Annotated in this window: 17 protein-coding genes; 6 read left to right on the top strand and 11 right to left on the bottom strand. The window is 58.3% G+C overall.

Annotated elements, in window-relative coordinates; all coding sequences use genetic code 11:
• The 7 genes from flgK to EQV93_RS20415 form a co-directional block, all read right to left on the bottom strand.
• Entirely contained in the window at positions 1–2,022 is a 2,022-nt protein-coding gene (gene flgK / locus EQV93_RS20445; protein ID WP_240892333.1) for a flagellar hook-associated protein FlgK, read from the bottom strand.
• A gap of 10 nt (positions 2,023–2,032) precedes the next feature.
• Positions 2,033–3,298, bottom strand: coding sequence for a flagellar assembly peptidoglycan hydrolase FlgJ (gene flgJ / locus EQV93_RS20440; RefSeq protein ID WP_240892332.1), 1,266 nt, complete (start codon positions 3,296–3,298; stop codon positions 2,033–2,035).
• Between the two features lie 10 nt (positions 3,299–3,308).
• Complete coding sequence (locus EQV93_RS20435) at positions 3,309–4,418, bottom strand: flagellar basal body P-ring protein FlgI (RefSeq protein ID WP_122782162.1); 1,110 nt, start codon at positions 4,416–4,418, stop codon at positions 3,309–3,311.
• Positions 4,419–4,430: 12 nt separating this feature from the next.
• Positions 4,431–5,126, bottom strand: a complete 696-nt coding sequence (flgH, locus tag EQV93_RS20430) for a flagellar basal body L-ring protein FlgH (RefSeq protein WP_122782161.1) — start codon at positions 5,124–5,126, stop codon at positions 4,431–4,433.
• 22 nt (positions 5,127–5,148) lie between these two features.
• The gene (gene flgG / locus EQV93_RS20425; RefSeq protein WP_122782160.1) at positions 5,149–5,934 is read right to left on the bottom strand and encodes a flagellar basal-body rod protein FlgG; all 786 of its coding nucleotides are present in this window, start codon (positions 5,932–5,934) and stop codon (positions 5,149–5,151) included.
• A gap of 45 nt (positions 5,935–5,979) precedes the next feature.
• Positions 5,980–6,720, bottom strand: a complete 741-nt coding sequence (locus EQV93_RS20420; protein WP_122782159.1) for a flagellar basal body rod protein FlgF — start codon at positions 6,718–6,720, stop codon at positions 5,980–5,982.
• A gap of 334 nt (positions 6,721–7,054) precedes the next feature.
• Positions 7,055–8,617, bottom strand: a complete 1,563-nt coding sequence (locus EQV93_RS20415) for a sigma-54-dependent transcriptional regulator (protein WP_122783829.1) — start codon at positions 8,615–8,617, stop codon at positions 7,055–7,057.
• 278 nt (positions 8,618–8,895) lie between these two features.
• Here EQV93_RS20415 and phhA point away from each other — a divergent pair, with 278 nt between their 5' ends.
• The 6 genes from phhA to EQV93_RS20390 all read left to right on the top strand — a co-directional run bounded on the left by phhA (position 8,896) and on the right by EQV93_RS20390 (position 13,089).
• The gene (gene phhA / locus EQV93_RS20410) at positions 8,896–9,687 is read left to right on the top strand and encodes a phenylalanine 4-monooxygenase (protein ID WP_240892331.1); all 792 of its coding nucleotides are present in this window, start codon (positions 8,896–8,898) and stop codon (positions 9,685–9,687) included.
• Between the two features lie 44 nt (positions 9,688–9,731).
• On the top strand, positions 9,732–10,088 hold the full coding sequence (locus EQV93_RS20405; RefSeq protein WP_122783831.1) for a 4a-hydroxytetrahydrobiopterin dehydratase: 357 nt from the start codon (positions 9,732–9,734) through the stop codon (positions 10,086–10,088).
• The gene (locus EQV93_RS20400) at positions 10,088–11,284 is read left to right on the top strand and encodes an amino acid aminotransferase (RefSeq protein WP_122783832.1); all 1,197 of its coding nucleotides are present in this window, start codon (positions 10,088–10,090) and stop codon (positions 11,282–11,284) included. Before EQV93_RS20405 ends, EQV93_RS20400 begins: the two co-directional genes overlap by 1 nt.
• A 169-nt stretch (positions 11,285–11,453) precedes the next feature.
• Positions 11,454–11,585, top strand: coding sequence for a hypothetical protein (locus EQV93_RS22435; RefSeq protein WP_267903982.1), 132 nt, complete (start codon positions 11,454–11,456; stop codon positions 11,583–11,585).
• An 86-nt stretch (positions 11,586–11,671) separates the two neighbouring features.
• Positions 11,672–11,848, top strand: coding sequence for a hypothetical protein (locus tag EQV93_RS20395; RefSeq protein WP_167654281.1), 177 nt, complete (start codon positions 11,672–11,674; stop codon positions 11,846–11,848).
• 26 nt (positions 11,849–11,874) lie between these two features.
• The gene (locus EQV93_RS20390; protein ID WP_240892330.1) at positions 11,875–13,089 is read left to right on the top strand and encodes an MFS transporter; all 1,215 of its coding nucleotides are present in this window, start codon (positions 11,875–11,877) and stop codon (positions 13,087–13,089) included.
• Positions 13,090–13,156: 67 nt separating this feature from the next.
• Here the strand turns inward: EQV93_RS20390 and arfB are convergent, their stop codons facing one another.
• From arfB to EQV93_RS20370, 4 genes are all read right to left on the bottom strand, one after another.
• Complete coding sequence (gene arfB / locus EQV93_RS20385) at positions 13,157–13,570, bottom strand: alternative ribosome rescue aminoacyl-tRNA hydrolase ArfB (RefSeq protein WP_122783834.1); 414 nt, start codon at positions 13,568–13,570, stop codon at positions 13,157–13,159.
• Between the two features lie 88 nt (positions 13,571–13,658).
• The gene (locus EQV93_RS20380; RefSeq protein WP_122783835.1) at positions 13,659–15,080 is read right to left on the bottom strand and encodes an amino acid permease; all 1,422 of its coding nucleotides are present in this window, start codon (positions 15,078–15,080) and stop codon (positions 13,659–13,661) included.
• 711 nt (positions 15,081–15,791) lie between these two features.
• Complete coding sequence (rluB, locus tag EQV93_RS20375; protein ID WP_122783836.1) at positions 15,792–16,985, bottom strand: 23S rRNA pseudouridine(2605) synthase RluB; 1,194 nt, start codon at positions 16,983–16,985, stop codon at positions 15,792–15,794.
• Between the two features lie 123 nt (positions 16,986–17,108).
• Positions 17,109–17,300, bottom strand: coding sequence for a DUF1289 domain-containing protein (locus EQV93_RS20370; protein ID WP_146386427.1), 192 nt, complete (start codon positions 17,298–17,300; stop codon positions 17,109–17,111).
• Positions 17,301–17,436: the final 136 nt, after the last annotated feature.

The following is a 17,436-nucleotide window of genomic DNA, read 5'->3' as shown; positions in this document are numbered from 1 at the left end:
TTAAAGGCTGTTGATCAGCGTGGTGAAGGTTTCTTGCGCCGCTTTAATGATCTGCGACGAGGCGGTGTAGTACTGCTGAAACTTGACCAGATTGGACGCTTCTTCATCCAGGTTGACCTGAGACACCGAGTTGCGCACTTCCTTGGCATAGGACAGCGCCGCCGTGTTGGCCGTGGCATCCACTTTCGCCTGGCTGGCCTTGCCGCCCACCGATGAAACCAGTTGGGTGTAAGCCCCCGTCATGCTCACCCCGCCGCCCCCGGCAGTCACCCCAACGGTGGCTTTGGTTTGCAGGTCCAGCAGCAAATTGGCGTTGGTGTTGTCGGCCTTGGCGTCTTTGTTGAACTTGATGTCAAAGCTGTCGCCCTTGCCCGGCGAGCCGCTGAAGGTGGTGTCAAAGGCGATCTGGGTCGTAGTGCCGTCAGCGTTGGTGACGGGCACATTGATCGTTACCTTGTTGCCCTGGCCCGGCACGATGGTGCCCGTGCCGATCTCATCGCCTTTTTCATTCAGTACGCGGTAGCCCTGCGTGCCATTGACCGCTTCGTCAAAGGCAATGCGAACCGGCATTGCGCTTTCAATCTGCGACTGCTTCAGCCCCAAAGCTGCCCCGCCGTAGATATCCAGCGCCGCAGACAGGCTCGGCGTGCTCACAGCGCCGGTGCCGGTGTTCGAGCTGCCTACACTGGCCACCAATGGCGCAGCAAAGGCCAACTGACTCGAATCGGTCATTTGCACGCCGATGGCGCTGGCGCCATTACGGGTGGGGCTGACTTTGAACGTATCGCCCTTGCTCAAATCCCCGCCATTGAGGGTCATCGTAAAACCGTCGATCACGGCGGCCGGTTTTTGATCCAGCTTGAACGAGCCCATGCTGGTGCCGTCCGAGCGCTTGACGGTGTAGTCGTTGTCGCTGCTGAACGTGACTTGATAATCGTAGGTGGTCAGCGCACCGCTGTCGGTAATGCTCACGTCCAGGTTGCCAGAGTTCACATTGTTGCTGGACGAAGCCAGGCTGCGCTGGCTGATGGCCTGCGCGCTGTTGATTTTATTGAACAATGACGAGCCAAACTCGCCATTGGCATCCAGCCCCTGACCCAACTGCGTGTTGATCGCGTCGGCCACCACCATCGCGGTGCGCCCCAGATCATTCATGGCCGGCGCCAGCACGTCTTCGCGATAGCGCAACAGACCGCCGATCTTGCCGCCACTGATCACCGAGGTCACATCGGAGGTGGACTGCGGGTAGTTGATCTGAATGGTGAACTGGCTCTTGTCGACTTTGCCCGGTACCGCCGAAATCGTGTTGGAGGTGCTGCCCTGCACCAGCGACTGGCCCGTCCCCAGCGTCACGTCGTAAACGTTGTCGTGCTCCTGAACTGTCACCCCGACCAGCTCATTGAGGCTGCGAACGGTTTCGTTGCGCGCATCCAGCAGGTCGTTCGGTGTATTGCCGGCGGTGGTCGACTGAGCAATCTGCTTGTTCAACGAGGCAAGGGTCGCCGTGTGCTGGTTAACCAGAGAGCTCAACGTATCGAGCTGGCTGTTGATGCCCTCGTTCTGCTGGTTGAGCTGGGACGAAATCGAGTTGAAGCGGTTGCTCAACGTCTGCGCACTGGTTAGCAGCAACTGGCGTGACGAGGTATTGCCGGGCGCCGCGGCCGAGGTTTGCAGGGCGGTAAAAAAGCTGCTCAACGCGGCCGATACGCCGGTGCTGGAGTCAGACAGCAACTTGTCGACCGAGCCAATCTGATCGAGATAGGCCTGAGCGTCGCCGTTGAGCGAGGTGGTGGTTTGCAACTGGGCGTCGAGGTAGGCGTTGTACACACGGCGCACATCGGCCAGGGTGGTACCGGTGCCGATAAACACCCCGCCCACTTGCTGAGAGGCCGCCGTGCCCTGCACGATCTGCTGACGCGAGTAGCCCGAGGTATTCGCGTTGGCAATGTTGTTGCCCACCGTCGCCAAAGCCCCCTGGCTGGCATTGAGCCCCGACATCCCGATGTTGATCAAACTCGCCATGGTTCAAACCTTATAAATTCGTTAAAGAACCCGTCGAGACGTAGCTCTGGTAGGTCTTCATTTGCTTGGCTATCTGCGAAATCTTGCTCGCATACTCGGGGTCGGTCGCGTAACCGGCCTTTTGCAACTCTCGAACAAACTGCTCTGGTTTATCGGCCGCGTTCAGCACTTCTTTATAACGATTGTTGCTTTGTAACAGCGTGACCAGATCGTGGAAGCTGTCTTGATACGAGTCGTAGGAACGGAAGTCCGCCGTTTCCTTGACCATCTGCCCACCCTTGAATTCGCTGGTGATGGCTCGCGCCTGTGCGCCTTGCCAGTTGCCCGTGGCTTTGATGCCGAACAGGTTGTGGCTGCTGCTGCCGTTTTGCTGGCGCATCACCGATTTGCCCCACCCGGTTTCGAGCGCGGCCTGGGCCACCAGGTACAGCGGGTCCACGCCGATACGGTCGGCCGCCTGTTGCGCCATCGGCAGCATCGTGGCGACAAAGGCATCCGGCGACTCGAACGCTTGCTTGGCCGGCGCCAGCGGGGGCTGCGCCACGGCACGCCCATAAATCTGCATACGCCCTTGCACGCCGTTGGCACTCAGCATGGGCTGGCGACTGCCTTTGAGCACGGCGTCCAGACCCGGCGAGGTACGCCCCGGCACCGTGCCGGTATTGAGGGTCGAGCGCGCCGGGTCGGCAGAAGGCACGATGCCCGCCAGCAGACGATCGGTCAGCTTGCTCGGCAAGGCCAGGCGGCGCTGATTGATCTTGGCCATGTCATTTTGATGACCCCCTTCGGCCGCAGCAGGCGCGGCTACCCGCGCACTCCACAAGGCACGCTGCCCCGAGGCGCGAACGAACGGGCTGGTGGTGGTGGTCGCCGCCACCGTCGTTGGCGCAGGTGTTTTGGCTTCGTTTGTCAGCGCCGTGGTCACCACGGCATCGCCCGGCGCAGTGGGCTTGTTCTTCGACATCTGGCGCATCAAGACGTCGGCCAGACCAATGCCGCCGCCCTGCCGGGATAACGTCACCGACAATTGCTGGTCGTACATCTCTTGATACTGCTTGGCGGCCGGGGTATTGAGCGGGTTGTCCTTGCCCAGCACCTCGTTGGCCGAGCGCATGGACTTGAGCATTTCATTGAGGAACAGGGACTCGAACTCCTGCGCCACCTTGCGCATATTGCTGTCGCTTTCGCGATCACCCACTTTCAGGCTGTTGAGCCGGTTCAGGTCGGTAAACGCCCCCGAATCGCTGCTACTGACGCCGCGCTTGCTCAAGTCCATAACGTCAGCCTCAAATCACGATCAGGTCGGCTTGCAACGCACCGGCCTGTTTAAGCGCTTCGAGAATCGCCATCAAATCTCCTGGCGCCGCACCCACCTGATTTACCGCCCGGACAATTTCATCCAGGGTGGTGCCCGGGCCGAACTTGAACATCGGCTTGGCTTCTTGCTGAGCGTTGATGCGTGAACGCGGCACCACCGCCGTCTCGCCGTTGGACAGCGGGCCGGGCTGGCTGACAATCGGATCTTCGGTAATGGTGACGGTCAGGCTGCCGTGCGTCACGGCGGCCGGCGACACTTTGACGTTCTGGCCAATCACGATAGTGCCGGTGCGTGAGTTGATGATGACCTTGGCCACCGCCTGCCCCGGATCGACCTCAAGATTTTCCAGAATCGACAGGTAGTCGACCCGCTGGCTTGGGTCCAGCGGTGCGGTCACGCGCACCGAGCCTCCATCAATCGCCTGCGCCACACCGGGGCCGAGCAAGTCGTTGATCTTGTCGACAACGCGCTTGGCCGTGGTGAAGTCGGAGCGGTTAAGGTTCAACGTCAGGCTATTGCCCTGATTGAAACCACTGGGCACGGCCCGCTCAACCGATGCACCGCCCGGAATACGCCCGGCTGACGGCACGTTAACGGTGATTTTCGAGCCGTCGCGACCTTCGGCATCAAACCCGCCCACCACCAGATTGCCTTGCGCCACGGCGTAAACATTGCCGTCAATGCCCTTGAGCGGCGTCAGCAACAGCGTGCCGCCGCGCAGGCTTTTGGAGTTGCCGATGGAGGACACGGTGATGTCGATCACCTGACCCGGCTTGGCGAAAGCGGGCAAGTCGGCGCTGATGGACACCGCCGCGACGTTTTTCAACTGCACAGTACCGGTGCCTGCGGGCACCTTGATGCCGAACTGCGACAGCATGTTGTTGAACGTCTGCAAGGTGAACGGGGTTTGCGTGGTCTGGTCGCCTGTACCGTTAAGTCCGACCACCAGGCCATAACCAATCAATTGGTTGGAACGCACGCCGGAAATGCTGGCAATGTCTTTCAACCGCTCGGCGTGAACACCCAGTGAGGTCGATAACAGCAAGAGCGCTGCCAGCAAATGCTTGAGGTTGGACATGGAGGCCATCACCTAGAACGGGAACAGTGGGCTAAGGAAGAAACGGTCGAACCAGCCCGGCTGGCTCGCATCGGCAAATGAACCGGTGCCCGAATAGGTAATGCGTGCATCGGCCACCCGGGTCGAAGACACCGTGTTGTCGGTGGCGATGTCATCGGCGCGCACCAGCCCGGCAATACGCACCAGCTCGTCACCGGTGTTGAGGGTCATCCACTTCTCACCCCGTACCGCGATGATGCCGTTAGGCAACACATCGGCCACGGTCACGGTGATTGAGCCCGTCAGGCTATTGCCCTGCCCGGCCTTGCTGTCGCCCTTGGTCGCACGGCTGCCGCTGTAACCGGCATCCAGGCTCAAGTCACCTCCGCCCAGCGGGTTGTTAGTGGTCAGACCGCCACCAAACAAAGACGTCAGGCCGATGCTGGTGTTGCTGTTTTTACCAATGGCCGAGTTGGCGTTTTTGCTCGCCTGAGTTTTCTCGTTCAGGGTAATGGTGATGATGTCACCGATGCGAAACGCCTTGCGGTCGCTGTACAGGTTCTGTTCAAAGCCTGCCTGGTAAATCGAGCCGTTGTTAGCCGCTGCCGGCAGCGGCGTGCGCGGCAGTACAGGGGCATAGTACGGATCGTTAGGGCGTGGCGGCGGGCTGACACAGCCTGCCAGAAATGTGACCGCACCCAGTGCCAGAACAGAATACAAGCGCTTCATGACCTCTCCCGCTTTTACGTAATTACAGATTTTGCGTAACAAACGACAACATTTGATCGGCGGTGGAAATCACTTTGGAGTTCATCTCGTAAGCACGCTGCGTGGTGATCATGTTGACCATCTCTTCCACGGTGCTGACGTTCGAGGTCTCAAGGGTGCTCTGCATGGTCAAGCCAAAACCGTTGAGGCCTGGCGTGCCGATTTGCGGCGCGCCGCTGGACGCGGTTTCAAGGAACAGATTGCCGCCCTGAGCCTGCAAACCGGCCGGGTTGATAAAGTCGGCGGTCTGCAAGTTGCCAATCACCTGTGCTGCCGGGTTGCCGGCAATGGTGACGGATACCGTGCCGTCCTGACCGACCGTAAAGGTCTGGGCATCTGCCGGCACCACAATCGCCGGCTCAAGGGCAAAACCGTTGGCAGTCACGATCTGGCCATTGGAGTCCAGATGGAAGGTGCCGTCGCGCGTGTAAGAGGTTGTACCGTCAGGCTGCATGATCTGGAAAAAGCCCCGGCCATTGATCGCCATGTCCAGGGGCTGGTCGGTGGTTTGCAGGCTGCCCGTCGAGAAGTTCTTCTGGGTACCGACAATCCGCACCCCGGTGCCCACTTGCAGGCCGGACGGCAGTTCGCTGTCCTGGGTGGACTGAGCACCCGGCTGGCGTTTGATCTGATACAACAAGTCCTGAAACTCGGCGCGATCACGTTTGAAACCCGTGGTCGATACGTTGGCCAGGTTGTTGGAAATTGTCGTCAGGTTGGTGTCTTGTGCAGCCAAACCGGTTTTTGCAACCCACAGTGCTGGAAGCATCGTGCTCTCCTCGCGCGCCAGTTTTTCGGCGCAGCGTTTAAGTTATTAGCTCATTGCCAGGACGCGGGTCATGGCTTGATCGTCTTCTTTGGCGGTGTTCATCATTTTGATGTGCAGTTCAAACTGCTTGGACAAGGCCAGCACCGAGGTCATCTCATCGACGGCATTGACGTTGCTGGCCTCCAGAAAGCCCGACACCACCTTCACATTGGCATCGGCCACCGCCGGTTGACCGTTGTTGGTATGGATCAGACCATCAAGGCCTTTGCTCATGGTCTTGAGGTCGGGTTGAACCAGCTTGATACGGTCGACCTGAGCCATGACCTGCGGGCCTTCACCCTGGGCACGGATCGAAATGGTGCCGTCTTCGCCGACTTCGATTTGCTGCTGGGGCGGCACGGCAATAGGCCCGCCATTGCCCATGACCGGCATGCCATTGCCCGCACGCAGAATGCCCAATGCATCGACATTCATGCTGGCCGTTCGCACATAGGCTTCACTGCCATCGGGCGCCTGTACCGCCAGCCAACCGTCGCCAGAGACCGCCACATCCAGATCACGACCGGTTTCGACCATTGCACCGGGGCTGAAATCGGTGGCCGGCCGTTCGCTCAAGGCGAAGGCACGTGCCGGGAAGCTGTCGCCAAACACCGGCATGGAGCGCGCTTGCTCAAGGTCGCGTTGAAAACCGTTGGTCGAGATGTTCGCCAGATTGTTGGCATGCGCCTTTTGCGCCAGTGCGTTCTGACTGGCGCCGGTCATTGCCACATAAAGGTACTTGTCCACAGTCTTTCCTCTGTCTGACGGACGCTTGCCGCCCACCGCTGTACTACAGAGCGTCTAGCAATTTGCGCACCAACTTTTTTTTGACGGTAGTAAAGGCTTGTGTGGCGGGGTTATGGCGGATTGTGCGAGGCACGGAAGGCAGGTCAAAGACAGAAAAACGGCGGGGTTATGCCGGTTGCGGCAAGGGATGTCCTGGTGGAGACCGCTAAACCCTCACCCTAACCCTCTCCCAGAGGGAGAGGGGACTGAATTGTGGTGTGGTCACGATTAGCGACTCGCCTCGATCAAGCCCCCTCTCCCTCTGGGAGAGGGCTGGGGTGAGGGTCTCGGGTCATCACTCCCTGCCCGGCTTGATAATCTCGTGCTCGCGCAATTTATTGGCGATGGTCGTATGCGACACCCCCAGCCGCTTGCCCAGCAGGCGACTGCTCGGGTGCTCGAGATACAACTGCTCAAGTACCGCTTTTTCAAATCGCCCGACTATCTGGTCCAACCCGCCGTGCAGCGAAAACTCACCCAACGGCTGCTGCACACCGTAATCAGGCAGGCGTATATGCTCAGCCTTGACCACCCCGCCGTCGCACAATGACACCGCCTGAAACAGCACGTTTTCCAGTTGGCGGACATTGCCCGGCCAATGGTAATGACTCAGGCGTTCCATCGCGGCAGGCGCCAGACGCGGCAACGGGCAACCAATCTGGCGACTGGCCTGATCCAGAAAGTGCTCGACCAAAGGCTCCAGCCCGTCCAGGCAATCACGCAACGGCGGAATGTGCAGCGACAACACATTAAGCCGATGGTAAAGATCCTGACGAAATTCACCGCGCGCACACAGCTCCGACAAATCAACCTGCGTGGCGCACATCACCCGCACATCGAGGTAAACCTCTTCGTCGCTGCCGACCCGGCGAAAGCAACCATCCTGCAAGAACCGCAAGAGTTTGACCTGCAACCGCGGGCTCATTTCCCCCACACCATCCAGAAACAGCGTACCGCCCGCTGTCAATTCCAGCAGCCCCAACTTGCCTTCTGCCCGCGCACCTTCAAAGGCGCCCGGCCCGTAGCCGAACAGCTCGGTTTCGGCCATCGACTCCGGCAACCCTGCGCAATTAAGCGCCATCAGCGGCGATTGCCCGCGCGGGCTGGCCAAATGACAGGCCCGGGCCAACAGCTCTTTGCCGGTGCCGGTTTCGCCTTCTATTAACAGCGGCGCATCCAGGGGTGCCATGCGCCGGGCTTCACGCACCACCGCCGCCATGACTTTCGAGCTTTGGAAAATACTGTCGAACCCGCGCAATTCCTGCTTGCGCACGTTATAGATCTGCTCACCGACGCGGTCAGCGCGGTGCAACGTCAACACCGCACCCGCCATCGCCTCGCTTTCGTCGTGCTCCAGCTGCAAGGGGGCAATGTCGGCCAGAAATACCTGCCCTTTGATTTTGACGCGCAAGCCGTTAATCCGCGATTTATTGGCGCGCACCAGCTCGGGCAAATCAAAGTCTTCGGCATAGCGCGACAGGGCAATGCCCGGCACTTCATCCACGCGCACCCCGAGCAACTGCGCAGCTGCCCGATTGGCCGCGACGATGGAGCCGCCCATATCGATGGACAACACCGGAAACTCCAGCGCACCAAGCAGCGCATTAAGCTCCATATGCCTGCGTTCGCTGGGCATCAAACCGACCCGCTTGACCCCAAACACACCGGCAATGGTTTCGAATTTGGGACGCAATGCCTGAAATTGCAGATTGATCAGGTTAGGGCAGAACAGGTAAATCGCATTGCCTTGATCACCGCCCACCTCCCCGCGCTTGACGTTGATGCCATAGGCAACCAACAAGTTAAGAATGTCGCGAAGAATGCCAATCCGGTTTTGGCAGTGGACTTTGATACGCATGGGGCATGGCTCGGGTGAATAGATAAAGGGTCGGGCATTAATTACAGCGTGAATCTGTTGCACATTGTTTTTAAGCGGCACGATTTTTTGACAGTAAGTGTGGCTGAATTCGCAAGCACACCAACATAACGGCGCATTCGTAACGAAAACTTTACGCGATAACCGCATCATCCCAGCATTCGTGGCTTTAGGCCAGCTGCACGTCACCAAGACCTGAGGTATCAATAAAGCATCGCACACCACCGAATAATAAGAACGAATGCCTTGCGGAGAGCCCCATGAAGCAAACGAAATACGTCGCTCGCGAGCCGGATGCCAATGGCTTTATCGACTACCCCGCCGCTGAACACGCGGTGTGGAATACCTTGATCACTCGCCAGTTGAAGCTGCTGAACGGTCGCGCTTGTCCGGAATACCTGGAAGGCATCGAAAAACTCGCCCTGCCCCACGATCGCATTCCCCAGCTCAGCGAAATCAATGAGGTGCTGGCCGCTACCACTGGCTGGCAAGTGGCCCGTGTGCCCGCGCTGATCCCTTTCCAGACCTTTTTTGAATTGCTGGCCAATAAGCAATTTCCGGTGGCAACCTTTATTCGTACCCCCGAAGAACTGGATTACCTGCAAGAGCCCGATATTTTTCACGAGATTTTCGGCCACTGCCCATTGCTGACCAACCCATGGTTTGCCGAGTTCACCCACACCTATGGCAAGTTGGGCCTGCAAGCGAGCAAGGAGCAGCGCGTGTACCTCGCCCGCCTATACTGGATGACCATTGAGTTTGGTCTGGTCGACACCCCCGCAGGCAAACGCATCTACGGTGGCGGTATTCTTTCGTCGCCCAAAGAAACCATTTACAGCTTGTCCGATGAACCCGAACATCAAGCCTTCGACCCGCTCGAGGCCATGCGCACGCCTTACCGCATCGATATTTTGCAGCCGCTGTATTTTGTCCTCCCTGACTTGAAGCGGCTGTTTGATCTGGCTCACGAAGACATCATGGGCATGGTCGAGAAAGGGATGACCCTGGGGCTGCACGCCCCCAAGTTCCCCCCTAAACCCAAAGCCGCTTGAAACGCTTTCAACTCATCAATAAAAAACGATTTCAGGAATACATCATGAACGCACTGAACCAAGCCCACTGCGAAGCCTGCCGCGCTGATGCTCCACAGGTCAGCGATGAAGAGCTGCCTGTCCTGCTCAAGCAAATACCAGACTGGAACATCGAAGTTCGCGACGGTGTGATGCAATTGGAAAAGGTATTTGCATTCAAAAACTTCAAGTTCGCACTGGCCTTTACCAATGCGGTGGGCGAGATCGCCGAGGCTGAAGGCCATCACCCGGGCCTGTTGACCGAATGGGGCAAAGTCACCGTGACCTGGTGGAGCCATTCAATCAAAGGCCTGCACCGCAACGACTTCATCATGGCCGCACGCACCGATGAAGTCGCCAAAACAGCCGAAGGCCGCAAGTAATGCACTTTGCAGCGATTGGCCGTGTACCGGGCGATCCGATTCTGGGGTTGATCGACGCTTACAATCAGGACCCGAATCCGGACAAGTTCGATTTGGGTGTGGGCGTGTACAAGGACGCGAAAGGTCAGACGCCGATTCTGCCGTCAGTCAAGCGAGCCGAGCAACGCCTGGTCGATCACCAACAAACCAAAACCTACATCGGCGGCCATGGCGACAGCCATTTCGGTCAACTGATCAGTGAGCTGGTGCTCGGCAGCCACTCGCCTCTGCTGGCCAGCAAACGCGCAGGCGCCACCCAAACACCCGGCGGCACCGGTGCGCTGCGTCTGGCCGCGGACTTTATCGGCCACTGCTTGCCGGGGCGCGGTATCTGGTTGAGCGATCCGACCTGGCCGATTCATGAAACCATTTTTGCCGAGGCCGGCCTTAAAGTCAGTCACTACCCGTATGTCGGCAATGACAACAAGCTCAATGTCGCGGGCATGCTGCAAGCGCTGGAAGCAGCCCCCGAAGGCGACGTGGTGCTGCTGCATGCCTGCTGCCACAACCCGACCGGTTTTGACTTGGCTCAGGCTGACTGGCTACAGGTGCTGGAAGTGGTACGTCGGCGTCAATTGCTGCCGTTGATCGACTTTGCCTATCAGGGTTTCGGTGACGGCCTGCAAGAAGATGCATGGTCCACACGCCTGTTCGTACGCGAACTGCCAGAAGTGTTGATCACCAGTTCCTGCTCGAAAAACTTTGGCCTGTACCGTGAACGCGTGGGTGCATTGATTGTGTGCGCGGGCGACGCCGAAAAACTGACGGACGTGCGCAGCCAATTGGCCTTTCTGGCTCGCAATCTGTGGTCCAACCCGCCCGACCACGGCGCTGCTGTCGTCGCCACCATCCTGGGCGACGCCGAATTGAAATATCAGTGGACGCAAGAAGTCGAGGCCATGCGCACTCGTATTGCGCAACTGCGCAGCGGTTTGGTAGAAGCCCTCGCCTCATTCGGGCTGGCCGAGCACTTTGCCCATATCAATGAGCAGCGCGGAATGTTTTCTTACACCGGCCTTACCGCCGATCAGGTCAAACTACTGCGTGAGAAACACAGCGTGTACATGGTCGGCTCTGGTCGAGCCAATATGGCCGGCGTGGACGGCACGCGCCTGAATCAACTGGCCAAGGCGATTGCGCAGGTGTGTACCCGCTAAAGGCATAACCCGTCATCGCTGCCTGCAACAGCGATGACATTCAGGCGGACAACATAAAAATGAAAAGTTCGACATAATTCCTGCCAGACGCAAGAAAAAGACAAATTGTCACACTCCCTCCTGTATCCTTAGCCAGCTACTTAATGCACAACCAGCGAGGAGCGCGACGATGCACGAAATCCCAAACCTCCCCTTCCCAAGCCTGCACGAACCCGAGCAGCCAACCCCGCAACACACCAGTGGCGAAAACCCCGCACTGGATGAGGCTCAAGACAGCCTCAAAGCCGACAGCGAAGACTGAACGCTTGCCTATCAGGCGGTGCGAAAAGCCACCGGTTTTTCACACCGTCTGACACAATTGCTGCCCGTTCCCTCCAGGATTTAAGCGTGACCGATACTTTCAGTGAAACCCAGGCCAGCGTTCTGATTGGCACAGCCGAACAAATGATCGAGCTCTGGGAGCGTCTAACCCCCGAGAAACAGGCTACTCTGCTAAAACGTTTTGGCACCCAAGAGAATGCTCTGGCGGCCTTGATCGCAACCCGCCTGGTTGCCCCGCTTTAACCTCGCACCCGCAGGACCTTCGCCCCATGCCTGAAACACAACGTCCACTGGCGGTCACACTGCAAGTGGTGTCCATCGTTCTGTTTACCTTTATCGGCTATCTGAATATCGGCATCCCGCTGGCTGTACTGCCCGGTTATGTACATAACCATCTGGGTTACGGCACGGTCATCGCAGGTCTGGTGATCAGCGTCCAGTACCTCGCGACATTGCTGAGTCGTCCTTACGCCAGTCGCATCATTGACACCCAAGGCAGCAAGCGGGCCGTAATGATCGGACTGGCCGGCTGCGGCTTGAGCGGCGTGTTCATGCTTGCCTCCAGCTGGCTGACCGCCGTCCCTGCACTGAGTCTTGCCAGCCTGTTGATCGGTCGCCTGGTATTGGGCAGCGCGGAAAGCCTGGTGGGCTCGGGCTCCATCGGCTGGGGCATTGGTCGGGTGGGCGCCGCCAACACCGCCAAGGTCATTTCCTGGAACGGTATCGCCAGTTACGGGGCAATTGCCGTTGGCGCGCCACTGGGCGTGGTGATGGTCGCCCATCTGGGCATGTGGAGCTTGGGCGTAAGCATCATCGCCCTTGCAACACTGGGTTTATTGCTGGCATGGCCCAAGCTGGCGGCACCGATCGTCAGCGGCGTACGCTTACCGTTTCTGCACGTACTGGGCCGCGTCCTGCCCCACGGCACAGGGCTGGCGCTGGGCTCAATTGGCTTTGGCACCATCGCGACCTTTATCACGCTTTACTACGCGACCAACCAATGGGAAAACGCCGCCCTGTGCCTGAGCGTGTTTGGTGCCAGCTTTATCAGCGCGCGCTTACTGTTTGGTAACTTGATCAACCGCATTGGCGGCTTTCGGGTCGCCATTGCTTGCTTGAGTGTCGAAACCCTCGGCCTGCTGCTGCTCTGGTTGGCACCCAACCCGCAATTGGCACTGGCCGGTGCGGCACTGAGCGGCTTTGGTTTCTCACTGGTATTTCCGGCATTGGGCGTGGAAGCCGTCAATCTGGTGCCCGCCTCAAGCCGGGGGGCGGCCGTTGGCGCGTATTCGCTGTTTATCGACCTGTCCCTGGGGATTACCGGGCCTTTAGTGGGCGCGGTTGCAGCGGGCTTTGGCTTTGCCTCGATCTTTCTGTTCGCGGCTCTGGCTGCGTTTAGCGGGCTGCTGTTGAGCGTGTATCTGTATCGGCAAGCCAACCACGCAAGGCTCAGCCCTCACTCCGAGGGAGAGGGCACTGAATAGCGTCTGGCCAACTCGATCAAGTCCCCTCTCCCTCTGGGAGAGGGTTAGGGTGAGGGTGCTTTGACAATTAAAAATCCACTTTCCCACGCCCGGCCTTAATACTGCCGCGCTTGGTCTTGGATTCCAGTCGACGTTTTTTTGAGCCCAGCGTCGGTTTCGTCGCACGGCGCTTCTTTTCAACCTTGGTGGCGCTGACAATCAACTCGGTCAGCCGCTCCAGCGCATCGGCCCGATTCTGCTCCTGTGTACGGTACTGCTGGGCTTTGATGATCAGCACCCCCTCACTGGTGATGCGACTGTCACGCAGCGCCAGCAAGCGCTCCTTATAAAAAGGCGGCAACGACGAATTAGGAATGTCGAAGCGCAAGTGCATGGCACTCGAGACCTTGTTAACGTTCTGCCCGCCCGCACCTTGCGCCCGAATCGCTGTCAGCTCGATCTCGGCATCGGGAATGTGCACGTTATTGGAAATCACCAGCATTGAAAATCAGTCCTCTTCAAGGCGTGCAGGATACCCCACAAACAACAAACCCGGCGCAATGGCCGGGTTTGTGGGTCTTTCGCTGCGCTTACTTGGTCGCTGAACTATAGCTCGCTACCGAAGCCTGCCCGGCGCGCTTGTTTTTGATCAGATAACACACCCACATAAACACCACCCAAACCGGAATCGCGTACACCGACACACGAATACCCGGAATCATCAGCATGATGATCAGGATAAACACCACGAACGCCAGGCAAATGTAGTTGCCGTACGGATACCACAGCGCCTTGAACAGCGAGGTTTGCCCGGTTTTATCCATGTGCTGGCGGAACTTGAAGTGTGAAAAGCTGATCATCGCCCAATTGATAACCAGAGTCGCCACAACCAGCGACATCAACAGCTCCAGGGCATCGTGGGGCATCAGGTAGTTGAGCAACACGGCAATCACCGTCACCGCAGCCGACGCCAGAATCGAGTTGACCGGCACGCCACGCTTGTCGATTTTGGCCAACACTTTCGGCGCATCGCCCTGTTGAGCCATGCCCAGCAGCATGCGGCTGTTGCAGTAAGTGCCGCTGTTGTACACCGACAACGCGGCAGTCAACACCACAAAGTTGAGGATGTGTGCCGCGGTATTGCTGCCCAGCATCGAGAACACTTGAACAAACGGGCTGCTGCTGTAGCTGTCGCCACCGGCATTAAGGGTTTCAAGCAGCGCATCCCACGGGGTCAGAGACAACAGCACCACCAGTGCGCCGATGTAGAAAATCAGGATCCGGTAGATCACCTGGTTGATCGCCTTGGGGATCACGGTGCGCGGCTGGTCCGCCTCGGCAGCTGTGAAGCCGAGCATTTCCAGACCACCAAAGGAAAACATGATAAAGGCCATCGCCATCACCAGCCCGGTGATGCCGTGAGGGAAGAAACCGCCGTGCTCCCACAGGTTACTGACTGAAGCCTGAGGGCCGCCGCTGCCGCTGACCAGCAAATAGCTGCCCAGTGCGATCATGCCAACAATGGCAACGACCTTGATGATAGCGAACCAGAACTCAGCCTCGCCGAACACTTTGACATTGGTCAGATTGATCACGTTGATCAAGACGAAGAAGGCGGCGGCCGATGCCCAGGTCGGGATCTCGGGCCACCAGTAGTGCACGTATTTACCGACGGCCGTCAGCTCTGACATGCCCACCAGAATGTACAGCACCCAGCAGTTCCAGCCCGACATGAACCCGGCGAAACCGCCCCAATACTTGTGCGCAAAATGGCTGAAAGAGCCAGCCACAGGCTCTTCGACGATCATTTCGCCAAGCTGGCGCATGATCATGAACGCGATAAAGCCGCAAATGGCATAGCCCAGAATCATCGACGGGCCAGCGGACTTAAGCACCCCGGCCGAGCCGAGGAACAAGCCAGTACCAATCGCGCCACCCAGGGCGATCAGTTGAATATGACGATTTTTCAGGCCGCGTTTAAGCTCGCCCGAATGCGAGGAATTTGCACTCATTGAAAAAGGTCCCACACAAGGTTTGATGGCGTTCAGTGCGATGTAGCTTGAGCACCAGAGGCAGTGATCGAAGGGTCTACAACACAAATCAAACCCCAGCGCAGACGCCAGGAATCCAAGGTTGTTTCACGAGTCATGCGTCACCTGTTTGTTTTTATCTGTGACGGAATCGAACCCGCAATGCTTGTGGCATCACGGAATTGGCAAGGCGGATATGCCTTCGAGTTCTGGCCGATCAACGCAGCATGAGCGGCGCAGAAGGCGCGGGTACGCCAATGAGTCACAGTTAAAACGCGGCGCATTGTACACCCGCACGCAAGCAAGATCCCATCACACCGCTGCTGGCAAGACGAAACAAGCCAAGAAATCCGTAGGACGCGTCCAAAAAGCCGAATAAGCGGAAGTATTTCATTACAGATGACAGATATAGATCGTATTTAGCCGATAAGTGCTTGAATTTGTATAAAATTATTTACGAACCGTAAAGAAAACTTTCCGCTTATTTAAGCGCTAACTTGTAGCCGCGCCGCAGGCTGCGCCCGGTTGCGCAGCAAGCGCAAATCCTCAGTGCGAGGTCTTTCTGATTCACCGCGATAAATGATTTCACGATTGCTTCGCAACCGAACGCAGCCTTCGGCCGCGGCTACACCGCAGGCAAAAAAAAACGCCAACCCCTGGGGGTTGGCGTTTTTTGGGTGACGCTAAAGCCTGTTATGGCTTGCGACGACCGAAGCCCGGACGCTGGCCGGAACCGGTCGGTGCGCCACGACGCTTGCCCGACGGTGCATCGTCAACCAGCTTGGGGCCTGAACGGCTCGGCTTGGTTGGACGCTTGTTGATTTCGCTCGGACGCTCGGCCACAGGTGCACCGCGACCCGCAGGCACACGGTCGGTACGACCCGACGGTTTGCGCGCAGGACGTGCAGCTTCATCACGGGCCGGACGACCAGGGCGCTCGCCTTCGATGTGTGGCTGACGCGCTGGACGCGGAGCCAACGGAGCACCTTCGGCCGGACGCAGGGTGCGTGCAACGCGATCAACGCGAGCCACCGGACGCGACGACTTGCGCTGCATACGCTCAAGCTTGTCTTTGCTCTTGGCATTCATCTCCGGCATGGCAACTGGCGTCAAGCCAACTTCAGCACTGAGAATGTCGACTTCGTACTGGCTCATTTCGCGCCAGCGACCCATCGGCAGGTCGGAGTTAAGGAATACCGGGCCGAAACGCACGCGCTTCAGGCGGCTAACCACCAGCCCCTGGGATTCCCACAAACGACGCACTTCACGGTTACGGCCTTCCATCACCACGCAGTGGTACCAGTGGTTGAAACCTTCGCCGCCCGGTGCTTGTTTGATGTCGGTGAAGCGCGCAGGGCCGTCTTCCAGCACTACGCCCGCCTTGAGGCGCTCGATCATCTCGTCATCCACTTCGCCACGCACACGCACCGCGTATTCACGGTCCATTTCGTAGGAAGGGTGCATCAGGCGGTTAGCCAGCTCACCGTCAGTGGTGAACATCAGCAAGCCAGTGGTGTTGATGTCCAGACGACCGATGTTGATCCAGCGGCCTTCTTTTGGACGCGGCAGCTTGTCAAATACGGTCGGACGGCCTTCAGGGTCGTCACGGGTGCAGATTTCGCCGTCAGGCTTGTTGTACATGATCACGCGGCGAACCGACTCGGCGGCCTCTTCACGCTTGATCACTTTGCCATCGATGGAAATGGCGTCATGCAGGTCAACACGCAGACCCAGAGTTGCATCTTTGCCATTGACCTTGATGCGGCCCTGGCTGATCCAACTCTCAACGTCGCGACGCGAACCCACGCCAATACGGGCGAGAACTTTTTGCAGTTTTTCGCCTGCTGGGCCAATTTCCTGGCTGTCTTTAGGGTCTAGATCTTTCATCTGGGCACCTCCCGGTGTGTCGATTCAGGCATAAGCCTGAGGTCTTAAAAAGGGTCCTGGCGCTCGAACGAGCGCCGAAGGGTCGCGAATCATACGCTGATGTAGCGCTTTGCGCATCAACGCTTACTTCTTTTTCCGCCGGCCGGTGGCTTGCAGCGCGAGCAAGCGCAAGGCCGATTCCGCCACTACAGTTCGCTTCTCATCCTTGTCGAGCGACTTCCAGGCTTTGACTTCACGCTTGGTCCGCCCGCACCCCAGACAAATATCGTCGGCGAATTTGCAGACGCCGATACAGGGGTCTTTGATTGAACTCATGGTTAACCTCCCAGATGCCAGGATCGCAAACTTCGTAGCAGCTGCCGCAGGCTGCGTCCGATTGCGAAGCGATCGTAACTTCGCCCCCCCAAAATGACCTGTCATACGCCAGCGCTTGAATTTACGACGGCTGCGC

This window comes from Pseudomonas sp. TMW22091 (assembly GCF_022496705.1).
Lineage (GTDB): Bacteria > Pseudomonadota > Gammaproteobacteria > Pseudomonadales > Pseudomonadaceae > Aquipseudomonas > Aquipseudomonas saxonica.
Note: the sequence above shows the minus strand (reverse complement) of the source record. Positions and strands in the feature narration are given on the sequence as shown.